Annotated in this window: 18 protein-coding genes; 17 read left to right on the top strand and 1 reads right to left on the bottom strand. The window is 71.8% G+C overall.

The genetic code is table 11. The features are described from left to right. The first annotated feature begins 263 nt into the window (after positions 1 to 263). Entirely contained in the window at positions 264 to 1,691 is a 1,428-nt protein-coding gene (locus ACFC0D_RS05265) for a hypothetical protein (protein WP_376431203.1), read from the top strand. 103 nt (positions 1,692 to 1,794) lie between these two features. On the opposite strand, the gene ACFC0D_RS05260 is transcribed toward ACFC0D_RS05265, so the two are convergent. Further along, positions 1,795 to 2,829, bottom strand: a complete 1,035-nt coding sequence (locus ACFC0D_RS05260; RefSeq protein WP_376431201.1) for a LuxR C-terminal-related transcriptional regulator — start codon at positions 2,827 to 2,829, stop codon at positions 1,795 to 1,797. A 276-nt stretch (positions 2,830 to 3,105) separates the two neighbouring features. Here ACFC0D_RS05260 and ACFC0D_RS05255 point away from each other — a divergent pair, with 276 nt between their 5' ends. From ACFC0D_RS05255 to ACFC0D_RS05180, 16 genes are all read left to right on the top strand, one after another. Then, a complete protein-coding gene (locus ACFC0D_RS05255) occupies positions 3,106 to 3,315 on the top strand; it encodes a hypothetical protein (RefSeq protein WP_376431199.1) in 210 nt (69 codons plus the stop codon). A gap of 4 nt (positions 3,316 to 3,319) precedes the next feature. Continuing rightward, positions 3,320 to 4,210, top strand: a complete 891-nt coding sequence (locus ACFC0D_RS05250) for a hypothetical protein (RefSeq protein WP_376431197.1) — start codon at positions 3,320 to 3,322, stop codon at positions 4,208 to 4,210. A 135-nt stretch (positions 4,211 to 4,345) separates the two neighbouring features. Beyond that, positions 4,346 to 4,849, top strand: coding sequence for a cupin domain-containing protein (locus tag ACFC0D_RS05245; protein ID WP_376431195.1), 504 nt, complete (start codon positions 4,346 to 4,348; stop codon positions 4,847 to 4,849). Next, a complete protein-coding gene (locus tag ACFC0D_RS05240; RefSeq protein ID WP_376431193.1) occupies positions 4,846 to 6,438 on the top strand; it encodes a class I tRNA ligase family protein in 1,593 nt (530 codons plus the stop codon). The genes ACFC0D_RS05245 and ACFC0D_RS05240 overlap by 4 nt, the downstream gene beginning before the upstream one ends. Further along, a complete protein-coding gene (locus ACFC0D_RS05235) occupies positions 6,431 to 8,680 on the top strand; it encodes an FAD-dependent oxidoreductase (protein ID WP_376431191.1) in 2,250 nt (749 codons plus the stop codon). The genes ACFC0D_RS05240 and ACFC0D_RS05235 overlap by 8 nt, the downstream gene beginning before the upstream one ends. Before the next feature lie 73 nt (positions 8,681 to 8,753). Continuing rightward, positions 8,754 to 10,004, top strand: a complete 1,251-nt coding sequence (locus ACFC0D_RS05230; protein WP_376431189.1) for an APC family permease — start codon at positions 8,754 to 8,756, stop codon at positions 10,002 to 10,004. A 17-nt stretch (positions 10,005 to 10,021) separates the two neighbouring features. Then, the gene (locus ACFC0D_RS05225) at positions 10,022 to 11,338 is read left to right on the top strand and encodes a lysine N(6)-hydroxylase/L-ornithine N(5)-oxygenase family protein (RefSeq protein ID WP_376431187.1); all 1,317 of its coding nucleotides are present in this window, start codon (positions 10,022 to 10,024) and stop codon (positions 11,336 to 11,338) included. A 100-nt stretch (positions 11,339 to 11,438) separates the two neighbouring features. Next, a complete protein-coding gene (locus ACFC0D_RS05220; protein ID WP_376431185.1) occupies positions 11,439 to 12,146 on the top strand; it encodes a pyridoxamine 5'-phosphate oxidase family protein in 708 nt (235 codons plus the stop codon). Beyond that, the gene (locus ACFC0D_RS05215; protein WP_376431183.1) at positions 12,143 to 13,543 is read left to right on the top strand and encodes an aspartate aminotransferase family protein; all 1,401 of its coding nucleotides are present in this window, start codon (positions 12,143 to 12,145) and stop codon (positions 13,541 to 13,543) included. Before ACFC0D_RS05220 ends, ACFC0D_RS05215 begins: the two co-directional genes overlap by 4 nt. 292 nt (positions 13,544 to 13,835) lie before the next feature. Further along, positions 13,836 to 14,816 (top strand): helix-turn-helix transcriptional regulator, encoded by a 981-nt coding sequence (locus ACFC0D_RS05210; RefSeq protein WP_376431181.1) that lies wholly within the window; start codon positions 13,836 to 13,838, stop codon positions 14,814 to 14,816. Between the two features lie 108 nt (positions 14,817 to 14,924). After that, positions 14,925 to 15,245 (top strand): hypothetical protein, encoded by a 321-nt coding sequence (locus ACFC0D_RS05205; RefSeq protein WP_376431179.1) that lies wholly within the window; start codon positions 14,925 to 14,927, stop codon positions 15,243 to 15,245. A gap of 193 nt (positions 15,246 to 15,438) precedes the next feature. Further along, the gene (locus ACFC0D_RS05200) at positions 15,439 to 17,283 is read left to right on the top strand and encodes an amino acid adenylation domain-containing protein (protein WP_376431177.1); all 1,845 of its coding nucleotides are present in this window, start codon (positions 15,439 to 15,441) and stop codon (positions 17,281 to 17,283) included. A gap of 11 nt (positions 17,284 to 17,294) precedes the next feature. Next, on the top strand, positions 17,295 to 18,236 hold the full coding sequence (locus tag ACFC0D_RS05195) for a chlorinating enzyme (RefSeq protein WP_376431175.1): 942 nt from the start codon (positions 17,295 to 17,297) through the stop codon (positions 18,234 to 18,236). A 1-nt stretch (position 18,237) separates the two neighbouring features. Next, positions 18,238 to 19,407, top strand: a complete 1,170-nt coding sequence (locus ACFC0D_RS05190) for an alpha/beta fold hydrolase (RefSeq protein WP_376431173.1) — start codon at positions 18,238 to 18,240, stop codon at positions 19,405 to 19,407. Continuing rightward, on the top strand, positions 19,404 to 20,150 hold the full coding sequence (locus tag ACFC0D_RS05185; RefSeq protein WP_376431171.1) for an SDR family oxidoreductase: 747 nt from the start codon (positions 19,404 to 19,406) through the stop codon (positions 20,148 to 20,150). Before ACFC0D_RS05190 ends, ACFC0D_RS05185 begins: the two co-directional genes overlap by 4 nt. Positions 20,151 to 20,418: 268 nt before the next feature. Further along, positions 20,419 to 21,495: an alpha/beta fold hydrolase gene (locus ACFC0D_RS05180; protein ID WP_376431169.1), complete on the top strand. Its 1,077-nt coding sequence runs from the start codon at positions 20,419 to 20,421 to the stop codon at positions 21,493 to 21,495. Position 21,496 lies beyond the last annotated feature (1 nt).

The raw sequence follows: 21,496 nt of genomic DNA, 5'->3' as shown, positions 1-21,496 counted from the left end.
TACCTCCCCGTGGGGGGGGCCCCCCCCCCCCGGCGGCCCCCCCCGGGGGGTGTGTCCCCCCGTCTGTCCCCTGCGCGGCCCGGGCGGTTAAACCGGGGGGGCCCGACGGCGTGTGTGGGGCGGACCCGTCACGAAAGCCCAGGTCAACCGTCTTCACAGGGTCATCACTCGCAGGGTTGTCGAACTCGCCTACACTCCCGCAGGCCATGTGCATGGCAATGACACGGGAGGAACGCGTGAAGAGGAGTTTCAGGACGAGGGCGGTGTTGTCCATCATGGCGACCCTCGCCGCGTCGCTGCTGACGGCAGCACCCGCGCAGGCCGTCGACGATCCCGGTCTCGCGCTGGGCAACTTCGAGCTCCGCCCGATCGGCAACAAGGCCGAACTGCAGGGCCGGGTCGACAAGCTGAACGCCGACCTGCCCAACATAGGCGTGAACTCGATATTGAAGGCGGACGCCCGTCAGGGCACGTGGAGTTCGGGCGTCTGCAACGCGGCGGCCGTCGAGTCCGGCACGAAGCCGGAGAACTTCACCCGGAGCTTCTGCTTCGACGACGCCGACAACGGCAACGCGAACTCCGAGTGGTGGCCGCAGGGCGTGACCACCGTCGCCGACGCCGACGAGGACCAGACCTGGGGCGACCCCGAAGCCGGGTGGAATCCCGCGGACCACAAGCCGATGATGGTCACCTGGTACAACAAGGACGACTGGAACGGCGACAAGAAGCCCGACGACGCTGACGCCGACGGACTGAACACCGAACGCAAGGGCGTTCGTGTCTCCTTCATCGATTCCAGCACCGGGAAGTACGCCCACGTCCTGCTGGTGTACCCGTTCATCAACTCCTCGGGCAACGCCAGCTACATGAGTGTGCGCACCTCGCAGCACTACTCGTCGAGCCAGTACAACTACGGCTCGCTGCACGCCGGTGGCATCGTCTGGTACGGCTACTACCTGTACGTGGCCGACACCAACCGCGGATTCCGCGTCTTCGACCTGCGCAACATCATCGACCTCGGGGCACTGCCCGCGGAGAAGTGGGGCACGTCCAAGACCGCCATCGGCAGGCAGGACGGCGTCTACCACGCCCACGGCTACCGCTACATCCTTCCGCAGAGCGACGGGTGGACCAACACCGCCTGCGACACGGTCGAGCCGCCGCCGGGCACTCCCTGCGACATGCAGGACAACGACAAGACGTGCCAGGCCAACGACGTCACACCGAAGACCAGCTTCGCCGGCCTGGACCGCAGCTCCAGCGTCCGCCACATCACCACCGGCGAATGGTGCGAGAAGGCACAGGTCACGGACGCGTACACGACCGGCAGGGTCATCCGTCGGCCGATGAACGCCAGCGGGGGAACGCCGAAACTGGACGCCAACGGCTATTGGGCGGCCGACGAGGCCTACCGCATTCCCTACAACACGTCGTACACCGACAACGGCGGGATCCAGGGCGCCGCGGTCATCAACGGCACGTACTACCTCAGCCAGAGCCGAGGAATGTCGAACGGCCGGTTGATCGTCGCCAGGCCCGACACCGGCACCGGACGACTCGTCGAGACGTCCCCCCGCCGGCTGTCCGCGATCGGGGTCGAGGACCTCTCCGTCTGGCCCGGTTCGCCGAACCAGCTCTGGACGGTCACCGAACACCCGGGCAAGCGCATGCTGTTCAGCGTCACCCCATGACCGTGTGACCTGATATGCGGCGCCCGGGACGGCTTCGGCCGGCTCGGGCGCCGCTTCGTTTTCCTGTTCCGTCGGATGAACTGCCCGACGGCGCCGTACGCCGTCAGCCCGTCGGCTGCTCGCGTTCCTGCTGGGCCAGCAGGTAGCCCGCCTGGAAGCGGCTCTCGGCGCCCAGGGCCGCCATCACGTCGGCGACGTGGCGGCGGCAGCTGCGGACCGAGAGGCCCAGGCGGCGGGCGATCGCGGCGTCGGTCAGGCCCTCCGTGAGGAGGCGGACGATCGTCTGCTTGAGCTCGTCGGAGATGTCCATGATCGTCTGGCGGTCCCATTCGGTCTCGAACGGGAGCGCCTCCAGCCAGAGGCGTTCGTACGCGCCGACCATGAACGAGACCACGTGGGGTTCACGGATCAGGACCGCCGCGTTCGGGTCGTCCGGGACCGGGATGACCGCCGTCGCGCGGTCGAAGACCAGCATCCGCATGAACTCGTCGTCCAGGGTCCGCACCTGGGCGCCCAGCTTGCCGACCCGTTCGACATAGGCGCAGGTGCCCGCGGAGAAGCGGGCGGTGTGCTGGTAGAGGATGCGCATCCGGACGCCGCGGCGCAGCAGCTCCTCGTCCCGGGCGACCGCCTCTTCCAGGACCTCGGCGCGCCTGCCACCGCCCGGCTGCGCCGTCATGACCTCGCTCTCGCAGGTGCGGCCCAGTTCGGTGATCGCCTCCCGGACCGCCCGGAGATCGGTGAGGACCTCCACGTACTCCGCCCGCCGGAGGTGCGTCATCTGGGACAGATGCGTCTCGTAGAGCGGCATGAACGCCATCAACTGCTCGCGTGTGCGCTCCATGTGCAGGCGTCTGGCCCGCATCTCGCGCTCCAGCGGGCCCAGGGTGCGCTGGACCGCCTCGTCCGGTGGCACCGGCAGGACCCCGCGCTCCGGGGTGCGGCGCAGTAGGCCCATGTCGAGCAGGGCCGACACCGCCGACTCCACGCGTGCGAGCGGGAGTTCCAGCTCCTCGGCCAGGTCCGCCGGTCGCGCGGGGAGGTCCGGATCGCGTCCGAGGATCGTCGTGTAGACCCGCGCCGGCGGATCGTCCGGAGCCAAGCCGTCCGGTAGAGCCTCCCCCGGAGGCGCGCCCATGAGTCCGACCGCGAAGCCACCGCCAGGGCCGCTCGTGAGGCCCTCGGGCCTCTCGCTTCTGTCTGGTATCGCCACCTTTACCCCCGCTTGTGACAGCGTCCTGTTGCTGCCATGCAGCCTAATGAGCCATGCGGTCCGCCCGATAGTCATGCAATCCCGGATACGTTCATCTCACCGCCCACAAGGTCAAAGCTCACAGAGCTCGTGAAGCACGCGAGCCATGCAAATCCCTTGCAAACACTCGGACTCAGTCATCGCGGAAGAGAGAGCAGACGAATGAAGCGGCGGATCCGCAACACCGTGTACGCCACCCTGATCACCGCCCTCGCGGGCCTGGCCACCGTCACCGGCACGCAGCTCGCCGCCGGCAGTGGAGCCGGTACCGAGGACACGGGCTGGGGCGCGGCGGTCGTCAGCGGCACCTACGACACCGGCTGGGGCGCTCCGGTCCCCGGCCCGGGAACGAACGACACCGGCTGGGGATGACCGCATGACGCTGCTCGACTGCACCCTGCGTACCAGCGGGCAGCTCACCGGCGGCGCGCCGTCACCGCAGCTGGTCGCCGACTATCTCGCGGTCTGCGGGCGGCTCGGCATCGACGTGATCGAGCTGGGGTACGTGCGCGATCCCGCCGACCGGACGGCCGGCGCCCCACTGCCCGAGGTCCTCACGGCCACCCGCGCCGAGCGGTACGGGCCGCGGTTCGCGGTCCTGCTCGACGCCGCCGACCTGCCGGCAGGGGACGGCCCCGCCGCGGCGGCGGCCGACAGGATCGCCGACCGGATCGCCGCCGTCCCCCTCCCTGTCGGCCTGGTGCGCGTCGCCGTCCGCTACGACGAGGTGGCGCGTGCCGCCGCCCCGCTGGGACGGCTGCGCGACGCCGGGTTCGGCGTCTGTCTGCTCCTCACCGACATCGACCTCGCCTCCTATCCCGAACTCGACCGCTGTCTCATCGAGACGGCGGCGCTCGGACCGCTCGACGCCGTCTTCCTCGTCGACTCGCTCGGCTCGCTCCGCCCGGAGCGCGTCATCGAACTCGTCCAGTCCACCCGCGCCGCCGTGGTCGCCCCGGTCGGCATCCACGCCCACGACAACCAGGGATTCGCCCTCCACAACACCGTGGTGGCCCGCAGCGCCGGCGCCACCTGGCAGGACGCGGCCGTGCACGGGATCGGCCCCGGAGCGGGCATCACCCGCACCGAACAACTCCTCGCCCTGCTCGGCACCACGCCGGGCGATCTCGGTCCGCTCCTCGAACTGATCGCCATCCACTTCGCCCCGCTCAAGCGACGGTACGGCTGGGGCGCCGGCCCCCGTCAGGTCATGGCCGGCCTCGCCCGGATCCCGGTGACGGCGGTGCGGGGGTTGGACGAGGGCTGAGGGCTGCCCTGCCCCGCCCCCGCGTCGGAGAGATACCCGCCCCGCGCCGGAGAGAGACCCGCCCCGCGTCGGAGAGACGCCCTCCCGCCCGCGTTGCCGTCGCCCGTCACCTGCCGCACGCCTCAGGAGACCCGTATGCCCTTCACCGCACCCATCCTGCCCCCGGGGGAGCCGGCCGTCGCCGTCACCCCGTACGGCAGCGCCGACACCACCCCGCCCGCCCGGCGGGCAGACCGCACAGGAGAGGCCATGGCCGACCGTAGTCCGAACCGCTTCCGAATCGACCGGAGTTCCGCCGAGGAGGAGTTCGGCCTCGCCTGCCAACGGCTGATTCCGTGGCCCGGCGGGGACAAGGAGCCGCCGGTCGGCGCCATGGCCTGCTTCCTGCGGCCCGGTGGCGACTCCGACCCCGACTGCCACAACCAGGACGAGGTCATGATCATCCTCTCCGGCGCCGGCAGCGTCACCCTCGACGGCGTGCTCGAACCGCCGTTCCGTGCGGGCGACATCGTCGTCCTGCCCCGCAATCAGGAGCACGTCGTCCACAACACCGGCGACGAGGAGCTGAGCTGGGTCTCCCTCTACTGGCCGCTGCGCGAGCCCGCCGTCCGTACCGAGAACGAGGAGGTCGCGGCGTGAGCGCGACGCACTGGATCACCGCCACCCCGCCCACGCCCAACGGCGACCTGCACATCGGTCACCTCGCCGGCCCGTACCTCGCCGGTGACGTGCTGCGCCGCTATCTGGTGGCCGAGGGGGCCGGGACCGTCCGGTACACCACCGGCCTCGATGACCACCAGAGCTACGTTCCCGTCCGCGGCCTCAACGACGGCGGGCGCAAGGGCGAGGAGGTCGCCGACGGGTACGGCGCGTCCATCGAGTCCGTCTGGCGGCAGGCCGGCGCCGACTTCGACGCGATCGTCCGCCCGCGCCGTGATGTCGAGTACCAGTCGGTGGTGCAGGAGTTCTTCCAGCGGCTGTACGACGCCGGGCACATCGTCGCCCGTACGCGGCCGTTGCCGTACTGCACCGGCTGCGAGCGCTGGCTGTACGAGGCGCACCTCAAGGGCGGCTGCCCGCACTGCGGCTCCGGTTCGAACGGCAACGCCTGCGAGCCGTGCGGTCGCCCCAACGACTGCGCGGACCTGATCGAGCCGGTCTGCACCGGCTGCGGCGACACCCCCGAACTCCGCGACTGCGAACGGCTCTACTTCCCCCTCGCCCCCTTCGAGGAGCAGCTCACCACCTTCTGGGCCGAGGTCGACATGCCGCCGCACCTGCGGTCGCTGTGCGAGTGGATGCGGGCCGAGGGGCTGCCGGAGATCGCCGTCAGCCACCCCTCCGACTGGGGTGTGCCGGTACCGGTCGCGGGCTTCACCGAGCAGCGGATCTACGTGTGGTTCGAGATGGCCCCCGGCTATCTGCTGGAGTGGACCGGCGCCGGGGAGACAGGGCCCGCGCCCGCGCCGGTGCAGTTCTTCGGCTTCGACAACGGCTACTTCCACGCGCTGCTGTTCCCGGCGGCGTTCCGTGCGTACGACGCGGAGATCGCACTCCCGAAGGCGTTCGTGGTCAACGAGTTCTACCGGCTCGAGGGGCTGAAGTTCTCCACGAGCCGACGGCACGCCATCTGGGCGCACGAGGAGCTGGCCCGTACGAGCGCGGACGTGCTGCGCTACCACGTGCTGTCGGACCGGCCCAACGGACGGCAGACCAGCTTCAGCTCGGCCGCGCTCGAGATCAGCCGGTCGCGGCTGGCGGACCGTTGGGACGGCTGGCTGGGCCGACTCTTCGCCGCCGTCGCCGAGGACGGAGGCGTGGTCCCGGCCGAGACGCCGCGGGGTGCTGCCTGGGAGCGGCTGCGCGGGCGACTGACGGAGACCGTCGGACAGCTGCGGGAGGCGTACGGGGTCGAGGGGTACGACGCCCGGCGGGCGGTCGCGCTGCTCGACGAAGTCGTCGCCCTGGCCGAGGACTTCGGATACGTGAACGGCTTCGAGGCGGAGCGGCCGGACGGCGCCTCGGCGTACCGCGCCGCGCTGGCCGCGCAGCTGACCGCGGCCGCCGCGCTGTCGGCGTGGGCCGCGCCCGCGCTGCCGTACGGATCTGCGCGGCTGTCGGAGCTCCTCGGCCTGCCGGCGGTACGCCCCGTGGACGCGGTGGCCCTGACGCCACTGGTCCCGGGCGCGCCGCTGGCGGCCTGGCCGGGGACGGTCTTCGGTGGCTGAGGTCGTCGGGGATGTCGGTGCGGGGTCCCCGGGCTTCCGTGCCCGGCCCGCCTCCGCCGCCCGCGCCGAGCCCGCCGGTGCCGCATCCGTGCTGCCCCGCGGCGCCGTCGTCGGGCCCTTCTCGGGGCCCCGGGCCGCATGGGGTGAGCATCTGGAGCGGGCCGCCGCCCTGTACGGGGACGTCACCTGGGAGCTGTACGACGACCGGGGGGAGGCGGAGACGGCCCGGCAGATCGCCGAGGCCGTGGTCGCCGAAGGCCGGCACACGCTCGTGATCGGCCACTTCAACAGCGCCGGCGCCCGGGCCGCGCTCCCCGTCTACCGGTCCGGCGGCCTGCCCGTCCTGCTGCCGCTGGCCACGACGCCGGACCTGCTCGCCGACTGCGGGGGCACGGTTCTGCGCTGGTGCCCGGACGACCGCGCCCAGGCGGCGGATCTGCTCGCCGCCGTCGGCGCGGCCGGCCACACCCGGATCGCCGTCACGCACGACGGGACGGCGTACGGGGAGGGCCTGGCGCGCCTGGTACGGGACGCGTGGCACGCGGGCGACCCCGCCCGCCCCGGTCCGGCCGCCGGACTTCCGGCCGGGCCCGTCGTCTCGGACGGCAGCGGTCCGGCGACCGGTGCGCCGCCGGGCGTCGGCCCGTTGGCGACCGGCCTCCGCACGGCTGCGGGAGCGCCGGGCATCGTCTCCGCCCCCGGGGCCGACGCGGCCGCGCTCACCGCGCTCGTCGTGTGCGGGACCCACGGCGGGGCCGCGCGGGTCGGCCGGGAGTGGCGGGAGGCGGGGTTCGACGGGGAGCTGTACTTCACCGACGACTGCGCGGTCGACGAGTTCTCCGAACTCCTCGGCGACGCGAACCGGGGCGCGCGCGTGGCCCGGATGCGCGGAGGGCCGGAAGCCCACGTCATGGCCGCCTTCGCAGCGGCGACCGAGGCCCTCACCGAGAACCCGGAGCGCACCGGGCGGACTCTGCTCGCCGCCGTACGGACCCATGCCGACCGGGCGTTCACCGCGCTCGGGGAGCCCGTGGCGGGGAGCGTGGGCTGGGACTTCGTACCCGTACCCGTACCCGTACCCGCTCCCGCTCCCGCTCCTTCGCGTACGTCGACGTCCTCGGGCGGCGGCGGTGGTCACCGGGGCCGGGCCTACGACGTGATCGTCGTCGGCGCCGGAGTCGTCGGGGCCGCGACCGCAGCCGTGCTCGCCCGGCAGGGCGCGCGGGTGGCGCTCGTCGCGCCGATGGACGGGCGCCGTGACCACGCCACCGCCTGGTCCGGTGGGCTCGTGCGGGCCTTCGAGGCCGACCCGTATCTGCGGGGGCTCGCCCTCCGCAGCCACCAGCTGGCCTGGGGGCCCGCGGCCCTGGTCCCGGGACCGTACGGCTTCGTGCCGACCGGTTCGCTGGTGCTGTGCGGCGACGCCGACCTGGACCAGGCGGAGAAGGGCGTCGCCGAGCTCAACGGCGCCGGGGTGCCGGCGGAGCTGCTGGAGCCCGGAGTGATCGGGGAACGGTTCCCGGGGCTGTCGGTGGACGGGGTCAGCGCTGCGGTGTGGGAACCGGAGGGCGGTTACGCCGATCCGCCGCGCACCGCGCGTGTGTACCGGGACCGGGCGCTGGCCCACGGAGCCCGGCTGCTGCCCGCCCGCGTGCGGGAACTGGTCGCGCCGCCCGGTGCCGACCGGGTCCGCGTCCTGCTGGAACCGGGCGGGCCCGTCGAGGCCCTGGCCGTGGTCCTGGCGGCCGGCAGCGGCACCGGGTCGATCGCCGGTCACCGGCTGAGCGGCTCGGACGCGGGGCGCACCAAGAGCATTCGGTACGGCTTCTTCCACCACCCGGACACGGCCGGACTGCCGACCGTCGTCGACATGGTGACCGGCGTCTGGGGCCGGCCCCAGGTCTCCGGGGAGGCGGCGGGCGGGTACATGGCGGGGCGACCCGTCGACGAGTGGGACGTACCCGCGGGCGGGGAGGACACGCTCACCGACGAGCACGTGGCGTACATCCGCCAAGGCGCGGCCGCGCGCTGGCCCTGGCTCGCGGACCCGGCGACCCGCTTCCTCGGCGGCCGGCAGGGCGTCGACCTGTACACCCCGCACTCCCTGCCCCATCTCGGCCGGGAACGGCCCGACAGCCGCATCGTGCTGGCCACCGGCTGGTCCGGCGCCGGCTTCAAGACGGCCCCGGCAGCAGCCGAACTCGCGGCTGCGGAAGCCCTGGACGTCCTGTCGAGCATCTGACGCCCCCCCGACAGGCCCGGCGGTCCGACGCCGGGCCCGTCCCAACCCCCCACCCCCACCGGAGGTGACACCCATGACGGATCTCATGTCCCGCCCCTCGCCCCCCGGCAGGGAAGCGTCCTCGAAGAAGCTCGGCGTACGGGCCCTCGTCGTCTTCTACGTCAGCAGCCTCGTCGGGACCGGCATTCTGCTCGTGCCCGGGCTGACCGAGCGGCAGGCCGGACCCGCCTCCGTGTTGGCTTGGCTCGCGCTTGCCGTCTGTTCCTATCCGTTCGCCCGCTTCTTCGCCGAGATGTCCGCCTGGCGGCCCGACGCCGCCGGGCTCGCCGCGATGGTGACCGCCGGGCTCGGGCGGCGGCCGGGGCGGGCCGCCGCGCTGCTGCTCGTCGCGACGTACGTCATCGGCAACCCGGTCATGGGCATCGTCTCCGCCCGCTGTCTGCTCGGGCTGCTCGGGCAGCCCGACGGGCCGGTGTACCCGATCGCCATGGGCTTCATGGCCCTGTCCGCCGCGTTCACCCTCCTCGGGCTCACCGCCGGCGCGCGCGTCCAGGCAGCCTCGCTCGTCGTGCTGCTGCTCGGGCTCGGCGGGGCCGTGGCGGTCGCCGCACCGCGGTTCGACGCGGGGGAGTACACGCCGTTCCTGACGAACGGCTGGGACGGCGTCGGCATCGCCGTCGTCACCGCGTTCTTCTCCTTCCTCGGCTGGGAGAACGTCTCCACCCTCGCCGAACAGGTCGACGATCCCGCCCGCAGCTACCGCCGCGCCATCCGCTGGGCCGTGCCCGTCGTCGGGCTGCTCTACGCCGCCGTCACCGCCGCCTACCTGGCCGTCCCCGGCGACGAACCCGTCGTCATCACCGCCCTGTTGGGCGCCTCCCTCGGCGAGGCGGGCGCCGTCGTCGGCGATCTGCTCGCCCTCGGCCTCGCGGTCGTCGCCACCAACGCCTGGGTCCTCGGCGCCACCCGTGTCGTCCGGGCGGCCGCCCGCGACCGCATCCTGCCGCGCGCCCTGGCCGACCGGCCCGTGCCGGCCACCGTCGCCCTGACCCTCGCCTACACGGCCGTCCTCGGCGCCCTGACCGTCACCGACACCGGCGAGGAGCTCGTCCTCATCGTCACCAGCAGCGCCTTCCTGCTGCTGTACGTCGCGGCGGCGGCCGCCGCCCTCCGGGCCCGCGGCACCGGACGCGCCCTGCGCACCACCGCCGTCGTGACCCTGGTCATCGCCGCCGTCTTCCTCTCCTTCGCCGGTACGGGTCTCCTGCTGGCGCTGCTCCTCGCCGCCGGCTGCGCCGCCCTCACCGCCCGCACGACCTCCTGAAACCGAAAGGCACCACCATGAACGAGACCACTCCCGTCTACGACGTCGTCGGTGTCGGCTTCGGCCCCGCCAACCTCGCCCTGGCCATCGCCATCGAGGAGCACAACGAGCGGGCCGCGCCCGACGAGAAGCTCACCGCCGTCTTCCTGGAGAAGCAGCCTGCCTTCGGATGGCACCGCGGCATGCTGATCCCGGACGCCACCATGCAGGTCTCGTTCCTGAAGGACCTGGCCACGATGCGCAACCCGACGAGCCGCTTCGGCTTCGTGCCCTACCTCCACGACCGGGGCCGACTGGTCGACTTCATCAACCACAAGGTGCTGTTCCCCACCCGCGAGGAGTTCCACGACTATCTCCAGTGGGCCGCCAACGGCGTGGACCACATGGTCCGTTACGGACTCGAGGTCACCGGCATCCGCGCCGCCGCCCAGGCCGGACCGGTCGTCGAGGTCGACGTCGCCGCGCGCGGGGAGGCCGAGGCGGTCACGTACCGGGCCCGCAACCTGGTCCTCGGCACCGGCCTCGTGCCCCGTCTGCCCGAGGGCGTCGACTCCTCCGAACGCCTCTGGCACAGCGGCGAGTTCCTGCACCGGCTCGCCGCGCTGCCCACCGAGAACCCGCGTCGTTTCGTGGTCGCCGGCGCCGGACAGAGCGCCGCCGAGATCGCCGACCACCTCCACCGTACGTACGAGAACGCCGAGGTCGTCGCCGTCCACACGCGGTACGGCTACAGCCCCGCCGACGACAGCCCGTACGCGAACCGCATCTTCGACCCGCAGGCCGTCGACCTCTACCACGGCGCCGACCCGGACGTCCGGCGCAAGCTGATGGCCTACCACCGCAACACCAACTACGGCGTCGTGGACATGGACCTCATCGAGGAGCTCTACCGCCGCTCCTACCAGGAGAAGGTCCGCGGCGAGCGGCGTCTGCGCATCATGGGCGCCTCGCAGCTGACATCGGTCGAGGCCGACGCCGACGAGGTCCGGGTCCGGGTGCGCAATCTCGCGACCGGTGAGACCGAGGCGCTCACCGCCGACGCCGTCGTCTACGCCACCGGCTACACCGAGCCCGACCCGGCCCGCCTCCTCGGCGAACTGAACGCGGCCTGCGAGCGCGACGAGGACGGCCGGCTGCTCGTGCACCGCGACTACCGCGTGCGGACGGGACCGGAGCTGGAGGCGGGCGTCTATCTGATGGGCGGCACCGAGCACAGCCACGGCATCACGGCCAACCTCCTGTCGATGGCCGCCGTGCGGGCGGGCGAGATCTGCGACTCCCTCGCGACCGGCCGCCGTTCCGACAGGCGAGAGCCGGTGGCGGCCCGCGGCTGAAGCCCGTACAACCCGTAGAAGCCGGGGTGGTGCCCACACGCGCGCCCCGCGCCCAGGACCCCATCGCCGTCAGCCACGACGGCCGTACGAAGAGGACACCATGAGCACCGCCGAGCAGGTACCCGCGCCGGACAAACTGGCCGCCACCGAGCGGACCCGGCTGCGCCGGATGCGCCACAAGGGCAGTCACCGGCGCGCCGATCTGGAGGCGGTGCTCGCCGCCGGCTTCCTCTGCCACCTCGGCGTCACCGTCGACGGGACCACGATGGTCGTGCCCACGGCGTACGGCACCGACGGCGACCGGCTCTATCTGCACGGCTCGGTCGCCAGCCGCAGCCTGGTCCAGGCGCCCGACGCGACCGTCTGCGTCACCGTGACGCACGTCGACGGCCTGGTACTCGCCCGCTCCGTCTTCGAACACGGCGTCAACTACCGCTGCGCGATGATCTACGGCGTCCCGCGGCTCGTCACCGACCCGGAGGAGAAGCTGCGGGGGCTACGCGCGCTCACGGAGCAGTGCGCGCCGGGGCAGTGGGAGTACGCCCGGCAGCCCAGCCGGAAGGAGCTCGCGGCGACCGCGCTGGTGGCGCTCGACCTCGTCGAGGCCTCGGTGAAGATCGCCACCGGGCCGCCGGACGACGGGGAGAGCGAGGACGCCGCACTGGGGCTGTGGGCCGGGGTGCTGCCGGTCGTCACCACGTTCGGGGAGCCCGTCGCCGATCCCGTCCTGCCGGCCGACATCGACCTGCCCGCGCACATCGCGGACCGCGCGGGCCGCGTCCTGACCGGCGAGGCGGTGCAGGCATGACGCGCACGAACGCCGACGCGCGAGGCTCCGACCCCGCCGCGCAGGCCGCCGACCGTGCTCTCCGCACCAACGCCGACGCGCGCGCCGCCGACCGCGCCCATGTCTTCCACTCCTGGTCCGCGCAGGCGCAGACCGAGCCCATGCCGGTGGCCGGAGCCTCCGGCGCGTACTTCTGGGACCACGAGGGCAACCGCTACCTAGACTTCTCCTCCCAGCTCGTCTACACCAACATCGGCCACCAGCACCCCCGGGTCGTCGCCGCGATCCAGGAGCAGGCGGGCCGGCTGTGCACCGTCGCCCCGAGCTTCGCCGTCGACATCCGCTCCGAAGCGGCCCGGCTGATCGCCGAGCACACCCCCGGCGACCTCGACAGGATCTTCTTCACCACGGGAGGCGCGGAGGCGGTCGAGCACGCGGTACGGATGGCCCGGCTGCACACCGGCCGGCACAAGGTCCTGTCCGCGTACCGCTCGTACCACGGCGCCACCTCCACCGCGATCCATCTGACCGGTGACCCGCGCCGCTGGCCCTCGGACACCGGCGCCGCCGGGGTCGTCCACTTCTGGGGTCCGTACGCCTACCGGTCGTCCTTCCACGCCACGGACGAGCGGCAGGAGTGCGAGCGGGCCCTGCGCCACCTGGAGGAGACGATCGTCGGCGAAGGGCCCGGCACGATCGCGGCGGTCCTTCTCGAATCGGTGGTCGGTACGGCCGGGGTGCTCGTGCCGCCGGACGGCTACCTCGCCGGAGTGCGCGCGCTGTGCGACCGGTACGGCATCGTGTTCGTCCTGGACGAGGTGATGGCCGGCTTCGGGCGCACGGGCCGCTGGTTCGCGGCCGACCACTGGGACGTGGTCCCGGATCTGCTCACCTTCGCCAAGGGCGTCAACTCCGGTTACGTACCGCTGGGCGGGGTCGCCGTGGGCGAGAAGATCGCCGCGACCTTCGCCGACCGGCCGTACCCCGGCGGTCTGACCTACTCCGGGCATCCGCTGGCCTGTGCGGCGGCGGTGGCGACCATCGAGACCATGCGCGCCGAGCGCGTCGTCGAGCACGCGGCCGATCTCGGCGCGCGGATCCTCGGCCCGGGATTGCGTGAACTCGCCAATCGCCACCCCAGTATCGGTGAAGTTCGCGGCCTCGGCGCCTTCTGGGCGCTGGAGTTGGTCGCCGACCGTGCCACGCGCGAACCACTCGTCCCCTACGCGGCCACCGGCGAGGCGGCCGCGCCGATGGGCCGGGTCGCCGCGGCCTGCAAGGCGCGCGGGCTGTGGCCCTTCATCCACATGAACCGCATCCATGTCGCCCCGCCCTGCAACTTGACGGACTCCGAGGCGAAGGAGGGACTCGCGATTCTCGACGAGGCGCTGGACGTCGCCGACGCGGAGGTGCGGTGATCAGGGCGGGGGCTGGTCAGATTTGTTCGGCCTTCATCTGTTGCCCGTGTTTCCCAGAAATCGGCGTCTGAAACCCTCAATTGATCCGGTGCCCATTCCCGCTGCCGTCCTGTACCGTCACAGACTCATAAGGGTGCCCTGATCTCCGTACCGGAATCGACCGTCCGGCGCCGAATGATTCGGGGCGATTAAAGGATTCGATCGTGAATCGACCCGTTGAGTGAGGAGGGGGACAGTGGGGGGCTTCGCCGACCCGTGCCGTGGGACGCGACCGGGCACGGACTTCTCGTCGTTGGCAGCGCTGATAGGGCAGGACGAGACCTGCGTCGACGTCTACCGCCTGGTGATCAGCGAGCCGCGCTGGGGGCTCACGGAGATCGCCGGGGAGCTGCATGTCGAAGAAGCCGCGGTCCGGGGGTGTCTGGACAAGCTCGCGGAGCTCTCGATGCTCTATCCCACCAAGGACGCCACGGATGTCGCCCCCATAAGTCCCGAAGTCGGTCTCGCCGCCCACATTCACCGCCGGGAGACCGAAATCCACTCCCAGCAGCTGGAGTTGGCGGCGATGCGGGCGGCGACCGCCGAACTGACCGCGATCTACGCCTCGCAGCGGGGCCGGCACAACAACGTCGGTCTGGAGCAGCTCGAAGGCGTCAACGAGGTACGGGCCCGGCTTTCGGAACTCGCCCGGCACGCGACCACCGAGATCCTCGCCTTCATGCCGGGCGGCGCGCAGAGCCCCGAGGCGCTGGAGGCCAGCCGGCCGCTCGACGAGCAGACGCTGGCCGCCGGGGTGAGGCTGCGGACGATCTACCTGGACAGCGTGCGCAACGACCGGGCGACCACCGAGTACGCCCGGTGGCTCGCCGAACTCGGCGGAGAGATCCGCACGATGCCGTCGCTGCCGCTGCGGATGTTGATCGCAGACCGGTCGGTGGCGCTGCTGCCGGTGAGCCCCGAGGACACCCGGGCGGGCGCGGTCATCCTGCGCGCGCCGGGGGTGGTGACCGCGCTGCTCGCGCTCTTCGAGATGGTCTGGGAGCGGGCCACACCGCTGCACGGCCGCTCGCGGCCGTCCGCCGACGCGCCCTCGGAGCAGGAGATCGAGCTGCTCAGGCTGTTGCAGAGGGGGCACACGGACGAGGTGGCGGCCCGCAAGCTCGGCCTCTCCCTGCGGACGACCCGCCGGATGATGTCCGGTATCTCGCACCGTCTCGGCGCCCGCAGCCGCTTCGAAACAGGGGTCCTCGCGGAACGCGCCGGCTGGCTCTGAGCGCGCGGCCCGGTCGGCCGAGGGCCCGGTGGGCCCTTTGGTGCCATGGCAGGAAGATGCCCGGATCTTATCGACGTGCGGTGCGAAGCGGCTGGGATTCTCTCTGCCATGTACGCCATCCATCTCGAGGTCCCGCGGCTAGATCCCGGTGAGCTGGCCAGAGCGGTGTCCCGGTTCTCCAGCTGTCAGGTGGAGCACGTCTATCTGCCCAGACTGCCGGAGCCGCAGCAGCGCTCCGTCGTGTTCGTCTCCGCCGACTCCGCGCCCGAGGCCGGCACGGGCGTCCTCGCCGCCGTGCGGTTCCTGCTGCGGACCCCGGTCGGCCGGGTGCGGGTCGAGCTGAGAGTGCCCCGCGCGGGCCGGGACCTCGGGCTCTGCCACGGAGTCGTATCCGTCGTCCCCGCCCTCGACGACCACCGCCGCCGCTGACGCTGGCCACTTGCAGCCACTGCACCTTGGTGCCACGGGATTCCCTTGAAGGGCCCGGCCGTCGGCTGACACATTCATCTGGGCGAGGGCGGCCGGAATAGCCGCCGAAAAGCCGGGCGCGCCGATACGTCGAGAATTCCGAAATCTCCGCTCCATGACTGGGAAAGGCTCCACGTCTATGAATCCTGGTGCGATGTCCAGCGAATCGCTCGACGATTCGCTCACCCTGCACGAGAACTTCGAGCGGGTCGCCGCGCGCTTCCCGGAGTCGGTGGCGGTCACCGACGTCAGGTCGCGGCTGACGTACCGTGAACTCGACGCGCGTGCCGGGCGGTTGGCCCAGCTCCTGCGCGCGGCCGGCGTCGGGCGGGACCAGCGCGTCGGACTCTGCCTGGAGCGCGGTACGGATCTCGTCGTCGGCCTCCTCGGCATCCTCAAGGCGGGCGCCGGCTACGTCCCGATCGACCCGGCCTACCCCGCCGAGCGCCGCGACTTCGTCCTCGACAGCTGCGACGCGCCTGTCGTCGTGGCGAGCACGGTCACCGCCGCGCTGGTCGGCGGCCGTACGGCCGTCCTCGTGGACGCGCTGCCCGAGAGCGCCGGCGAGACCCCCGCCGGGCACGAGGGCGCGGACGCGTCCAGCCTGGCGTACACGATCTTCACCTCCGGATCCTCGGGCGAGCCCAAGGGCGTCCTGGTCGAACACCGCAACGCGGTCCGGCTCTTCACCTCCACCGCGCCGGTCTTCGGTTTCGACGAGACCGACGTCTGGTCGAACTTCCACTCCGCGGCCTTCGACTTCTCCGTCTGGGAGATCTGGGGCGCCCTGCTCCACGGCGGCCGCCTGGTCGTCGTCGACAACGAGACGGCCCGCGACCCGCAGGCCCTCCACGCCCTGCTGCGCCGCGAGCGCGTGACGGTCCTCAACCAGACGCCGTCCGCCTTCCGCAACCTCATGAACGTCATGGCCGCCGACACCGAGCCCGGCTCGCTCAGCCTGCGGTACGTCGTCTTCGGCGGCGAGAAGCTGGACTACCGCGCCCTCACGCCGTGGACCGACCGGCACGGTCTGGACGCGCCGGTGCTCGTCAACATGTACGGCATCACCGAGACCACCGTGCACGTCACCTGGAAGCGGATCTCGGCCGCCGACCTCACCGCCGACCCGGCCGCCGAGGGCCTCAGTCCGATCGGCGAGGCCATCCCCGACCTGCGGATCGACATCCGTGACGAGGACGGCACCTCCCTCCCGGTCGGCACGGAGGGCGTCATCCACGTCGCCGGCGCCGGTGTCGCCCGCGGCTATCTGAACCACCCCCAGCTGACCGCGGAGCGCTTCTCCGAGCGCACCGAGGCCGACGGCACGACCGTGCGCTGGTACGACTCCGGCGACCGCGGTGTGCAGACCGCCCCCGGGGAGTTCGCCTACGCCGGCCGCGCCGACCGTCAGCTGAAGATCCGCGGCTACCGGATCGAGCCCGGCGAGATCGAGACCGTGGTGAAGAAGCACCCGGCCGTCCGGGACGCCGTGGTCCTCGCCGCCGACTTCGGCTCCGGAGAGCCGCGGCTGGTCGCCTTCCCGGTGACGGCCGCCGCACCGGAGCAGCTGATCGCGGAGCTCAAGGAGGCCGTCGCGACCGCGCTGCCCTCCTACATGGCCCCCTCGGCCTATCTGCCCCTCGACGAGCTCCCGGTCACCGTGAACGGCAAGCTCGACGAGAGCGTGCTGCGCAAGCGCCTGGAGCTGAAGCTAGCCGAGGCCGCGAAGGGCTCCGCCGGCGACGACCTCTCCGCGGAGGGCGCCTCCGTCGAGGAGATCCTGCGCGGGATCTGGGCCGAGGTCCTCGGCACCGACGAGATCGGCGACACCGACGAATTCTTCGACCTCGGCGGAACGTCCTTCTCGCTGATTCACATGCTGAGCGTCGTCAACGACCGCTTCTCGCTCTCCCTGAACGTCGGCACGCTCGCCGAAGGCGCGAACATCGGCGCACTCGCCGCGGCCGTCAAGAACCAGCTCGCCCTCATCTCCCAGTAGGAGCGCCGGACATGACCACGGACACCCCGAAGGCACAGCAGTCGTTCGCTCTTTCCGACGAAGAGATAAAGCAGTTCCACCAGCAGGGATTCATCGGTCCCTTCACGGCCTACCAGCCCGACGAGATGCGCGACATCTGGCGCAGGACCCGGCTGCAGATGCTGGACCGCAGCCACGCCGTGTACCCGGACGACGAGCTCTCCGGCGCCACCAACATCTCCAACTACGACCGCCACCTCGACAACGACTTCCTCGCCGCCCACGTCGGAAAGCGCGAGATCGTCGACCGGGTCGCCTCCATCCTCGGCCCGGACGTCATCTGCTGGCGTACGGAGTTCTTCCCCAAGCACCCCGGCGACGAGGGGACCGACTGGCACCAGGCCGACACCTTCGCCAACGCCTCCGGCACCCCGCAGATCCTGTGGCCGGACAACGCCGAGTTCGGCGGCACCATCACCGTCTGGTCCGCCTTCACCGAGGCGACGGTGGAGAACGGCTGCCTGCAGTTCATCCCCGGCACGCACCAGCAGATGAACTACGACGAGACCAAGAGGATGCACTACGACCCGAACTCGATCAACGGGGTCGACAAGGACGGCGTGCGCCGCGGTTTCTTCGGCTACGACTACCGCGAGCTGCAGGTCGACCCCGACTGGAAGCCGGACGAGGACAAGGCCGTCTCGCAGATCATGGAGCCGGGCCAGTTCATCATCTTCTGGTCGACACTGATGCACGCCTCGCACCCGCACGAGGGCCTGACCAACGACATGCGGATGGGCTTCGCCACCCGTTACGTCCCCTCCTCGGTCTCCGTCTACCCGGGCAGCGACCACATCGAGGAGTACGGCGGCCGCATCAGCCTGGAGCGCTACGGCTCCGTCCTGGTCAGCGGCGAGAACAGGAACCCCGGCAACCGCATGGTCACGGAGACCACCCGGGGGAAGAAGTTCTGAGATGACCACGAAAACCCTGAGCGTGGTCGAGGTGCTGGAACTCTGCCAGCCACTGCTCGGCGCGGCCGCGGAGACCCTGCGGGTCTTTCCGGCCGGCGAGCGGGCCGCCGAGAAGTACGGGCCGAAGGCCGTCGCACGGTGCAACGAGGTCCTCACCGCCCTCGGCTCCGCGTACGGCCTGACGGTCCCCCGGTTCGTCTCGCCGGCCCCGGAGCAGCCGTCCAGCCTGGAGGTCGCACTCAGCACCTACTGCGATCTGGAGCTGGGGAGTTGGCGGCCGGTGGCCGAGAGCTCGGGGGAGTGGGACATTCCGGCGGACGGCCTGGCGGGGCTCGCGGCCCTGCCCGGCCGGCGCCGGATCGAGGCCGAGGGCGTGCCCGCCTTCGACTCCTTCGCGGCGGGGCCGGCCGGGGACGAGGCGATCGTCCTCGTCCTGCCCTCCGGGGTGCCGGCCACGCTGTTCCGGCCCTGGCTGGAGGAGCTGTCCACGGACCGGCTCGTCGTCACCTACGAGAACCCGTACCTCTTCGGACAGTGGCGGACCCTGGACACCCCGGAAGCGGACTTCGCCGAGGAGACCGCGCTCGTCGGCGCCCTGCTCACGGAGTACGGACTGCGGCGGGCGCATCTCGTCGGGATCTGCGGAGGAGCGCCGGTCGCCCTCGACGCGGCCGCCGCGTTCGGCGACCGGGTGGAGACGCTGACGGTGCTCCACCCCGATCTGAACTTCGGGGCGGGGGTCACGCGCACTCCGTTCCAGAAGCAGTTCCAGAGCGTGCTCGCCGGGGCGGCCTCCGGCCCGCGACGGGCCCGCGAGACGCTGAACCTGTTCCTCGACCCGAACATGCTCTTCGGGGTGCCGCCGCGCCTGGCCCCGTACGTCCTCTACCCGTACGGCGATGTGGAGCTGTTCCACCGGTACGCCAAGCAGAACCACGCGCTCATGGCGTACGACGCGAACGACGCCGCCCGCCGGGTCGGACAGCGGGTGCTGATCGCCACCAGCCGCACGGACCGGATGACCCACCCCGAGACGGCGCACCACTTCGGTGAGCTCGTGGCCGGCGAGGCCACGGTCGTGGAGCGCGATTCCGGGAACCACCACGACATCCTGATCCCGGACGCGGAGGTCTACACGATGCTCCGGGAGTTCATCGGCGGTGGGGCGTGAGCACGCCCACGCCGTCGGCGGAGCGCGTCGCGGTGGTCACCCACGCGACGCGCTACGCGGGCCCCGGCTCCGTGGAGGGGCTGCGCAAGGCCGGCTACACCGTCCTCTGCCACGACGAGGACTTCCTCGACGAGGCCACGCGGACCGCCTTCGAGGAGGGGCGCGACGGGGCGGTGGCCTGCGACGCGAAGACCCCGACCGGGGCGGTCGGGCAGGCCGTCAGGCGATACGGCCGGGTCGACCTCGTCGTCAGCAACGACGTCTACCCGGCCCGGTATCTGCCGGTGGACCAGGCCGACCCGGCGGAGCTGCGGCGGGCCGCCGAGGCACTGCTCGTCACCCCTGCGGCAGTGATCGCGAAGGCCGCCGCCCCGATGAAGCGCCGGGGGAGCGGGCACATCGTGCTGATGACCTCCGCCGCGCCGCTGCGGCCGGAGACCGGCTTCTCCGTGTACAGCTCGCTGCGCGCCGGAGCCTCCGCCTACGCCCGGGCGGCGGCACGTGAACTCGCCCCGCACGGCGTCACCGTGCACGCGATCGCCCCCAACTTCCTGGAGAGCGAGACCTATTACCCCGAGGAGCTGTGGGGGACGGACGAGGGCAGGGAGAAGCTCCGCGGTCTGCTCCCGGCCGGGCGGCTCGGCACGGCGCAGGAGATCGGCGACCTGGTGGTCTTCCTCGGCAGCGGCTCGGCCGACTTCCTCACCGGCGACGTCATCCACTTCACGGGCGGCTGGGCCTAGGGGGTGTCCTGTCGATCAGACCGGGCTCGCGGCGTCTGGCACCGCGCCTCGCCGCGTTGTCGTCGGTCGGCATGGTCCCCCGTAGCCCTTCGGGCACGGGAGGTGCCCCCACCGCCATGCCTTCCTCCTCCGCCTTGCGATGCGTCCCCTCGGCCCCAAGGGGCCTGGGGAGACCCCATGCACCAGACGCCGCTCCCTGATCCGGCCTGATCGACAAGTCACCCCCTAGCCCGGCCGCCCGCTGAGCGACCAGAAAGAGAGTTCCGCTGTGAGTACTCGGCCGACAGCGCCCGAGGAGTGCGAGGTCACACCCGGGCACAGCCTGGTGGAACAGACCCTCGTCGAGATCTGGAAGACGACGCTCGACCGGCCGTCCGTCGGCCTCGACGACGACTTCTTCGCCACCGGGGGCGACTCCCTCCTGGCCCTGGTGACCATCGAGCAGATCAACCAGCGGCTGGGCTGGGCGCTCAACATGGGCGACCTGCTGCGCCACCGTACGATCGGCGCGCTGAGCACGCACAAGGCGCCGGCGAAGGCCGCGAACACCGAGCGGGCCGTCATCCGGATGAGCAACCAGGGCTCACGGACCCCACTGCTCTTCATCCACCCCGGCCTCGGTCTCGTCGACGGATACGCCCGTCTCGTACGGCTCCTCGGCACCGACCGGGGGTGCTACGGACTCCAGTCCCCGCACATCAGCGCGATGGACGTGCCGGACGACATGAGGGAGCTCGCCGCGCTCTACGCGGACCTGATCGAGGACGAGTTCGGCGAGGACGAGTTCCATCTCGTCGGAGCCTGCGCGGGCGGGGTGATCGGCTACGAGATCGCCCGCATCGCCGAGGAGCGCGGGCTCGGGCTGCGGAAGCTGGTGATCGTCGACGGCTATCTCGACGGCTCGGCGCCCGAGGTGGACGAGGCGCAGCGGCTGGTCGACTACCGCGACGACGTGCTGCGGATCGTCGCCCCGCACGCCGCGTACCCGCCGCTCGATCCGGCCGACGCCACTCCCGAGGGCGTCTACCGCGAGATCGCCGCCGCGCTGTTCGGTGCCGGCTGGGAGGCCCACGGAGACGGCGGGACCCAGTTCGCCGAGCGGCTGCACAAGGCGTTCCGCACCACGGCGCGGGCCCTGGAGACCTATCGGCCCGAGCCCTTCGACATCGACGCGCTCATGCTCCTCGCGAAGGACAACGAGACCTTCCCGGACTGGCGCGAGGCGATCACCGGGGAGCTGACGGCCGAGGTCATGGACTCCGAGGAACACGGCCTGCGGCTCTGTGTGACCGACGCGGCGCACATCGCCGCGCGCATCGACGACTTCGTGGGCGAGGGACAGTGAC

The organism is Streptomyces sp. NPDC056222 (assembly GCF_042264065.1).
GTDB lineage: Bacteria > Actinomycetota > Actinomycetes > Streptomycetales > Streptomycetaceae > Streptomyces.
The sequence above is the reverse complement of the archived record's forward strand: the minus strand, read 5'-3'. Positions and strand labels throughout refer to the sequence as shown.

What these genes read in the sequence shown, in the direction of transcription:
- ACFC0D_RS05225 (WP_376431187.1), top strand. Translation starts at nt 10,022, where the DNA reads ATGAACGAGACCACTCCCGTCTACGACGTCGTCGGTGTCGGCTTCGGC.
- ACFC0D_RS05200 (WP_376431177.1), top strand. Translation starts at nt 15,439, where the DNA reads ATGTCCAGCGAATCGCTCGACGATTCGCTCACCCTGCACGAGAACTTC.
- ACFC0D_RS05195 (WP_376431175.1), top strand. Translation starts at nt 17,295, where the DNA reads ATGACCACGGACACCCCGAAGGCACAGCAGTCGTTCGCTCTTTCCGAC.
- ACFC0D_RS05245 (WP_376431195.1), top strand. Translation starts at nt 4,346, where the DNA reads ATGCCCTTCACCGCACCCATCCTGCCCCCGGGGGAGCCGGCCGTCGCC.
- ACFC0D_RS05260 (WP_376431201.1), bottom strand. Translation starts at nt 2,829, where the DNA reads ATGGGCGCGCCTCCGGGGGAGGCTCTACCGGACGGCTTGGCTCCGGAC.
- ACFC0D_RS05255 (WP_376431199.1), top strand. Translation starts at nt 3,106, where the DNA reads ATGAAGCGGCGGATCCGCAACACCGTGTACGCCACCCTGATCACCGCC.
- ACFC0D_RS05205 (WP_376431179.1), top strand. Translation starts at nt 14,925, where the DNA reads ATGTACGCCATCCATCTCGAGGTCCCGCGGCTAGATCCCGGTGAGCTG.
- ACFC0D_RS05220 (WP_376431185.1), top strand. Translation starts at nt 11,439, where the DNA reads ATGAGCACCGCCGAGCAGGTACCCGCGCCGGACAAACTGGCCGCCACC.
- ACFC0D_RS05215 (WP_376431183.1), top strand. Translation starts at nt 12,143, where the DNA reads ATGACGCGCACGAACGCCGACGCGCGAGGCTCCGACCCCGCCGCGCAG.
- ACFC0D_RS05230 (WP_376431189.1), top strand. Translation starts at nt 8,754, where the DNA reads ATGACGGATCTCATGTCCCGCCCCTCGCCCCCCGGCAGGGAAGCGTCC.
- ACFC0D_RS05250 (WP_376431197.1), top strand. Translation starts at nt 3,320, where the DNA reads ATGACGCTGCTCGACTGCACCCTGCGTACCAGCGGGCAGCTCACCGGC.
- ACFC0D_RS05190 (WP_376431173.1), top strand. Translation starts at nt 18,238, where the DNA reads ATGACCACGAAAACCCTGAGCGTGGTCGAGGTGCTGGAACTCTGCCAG.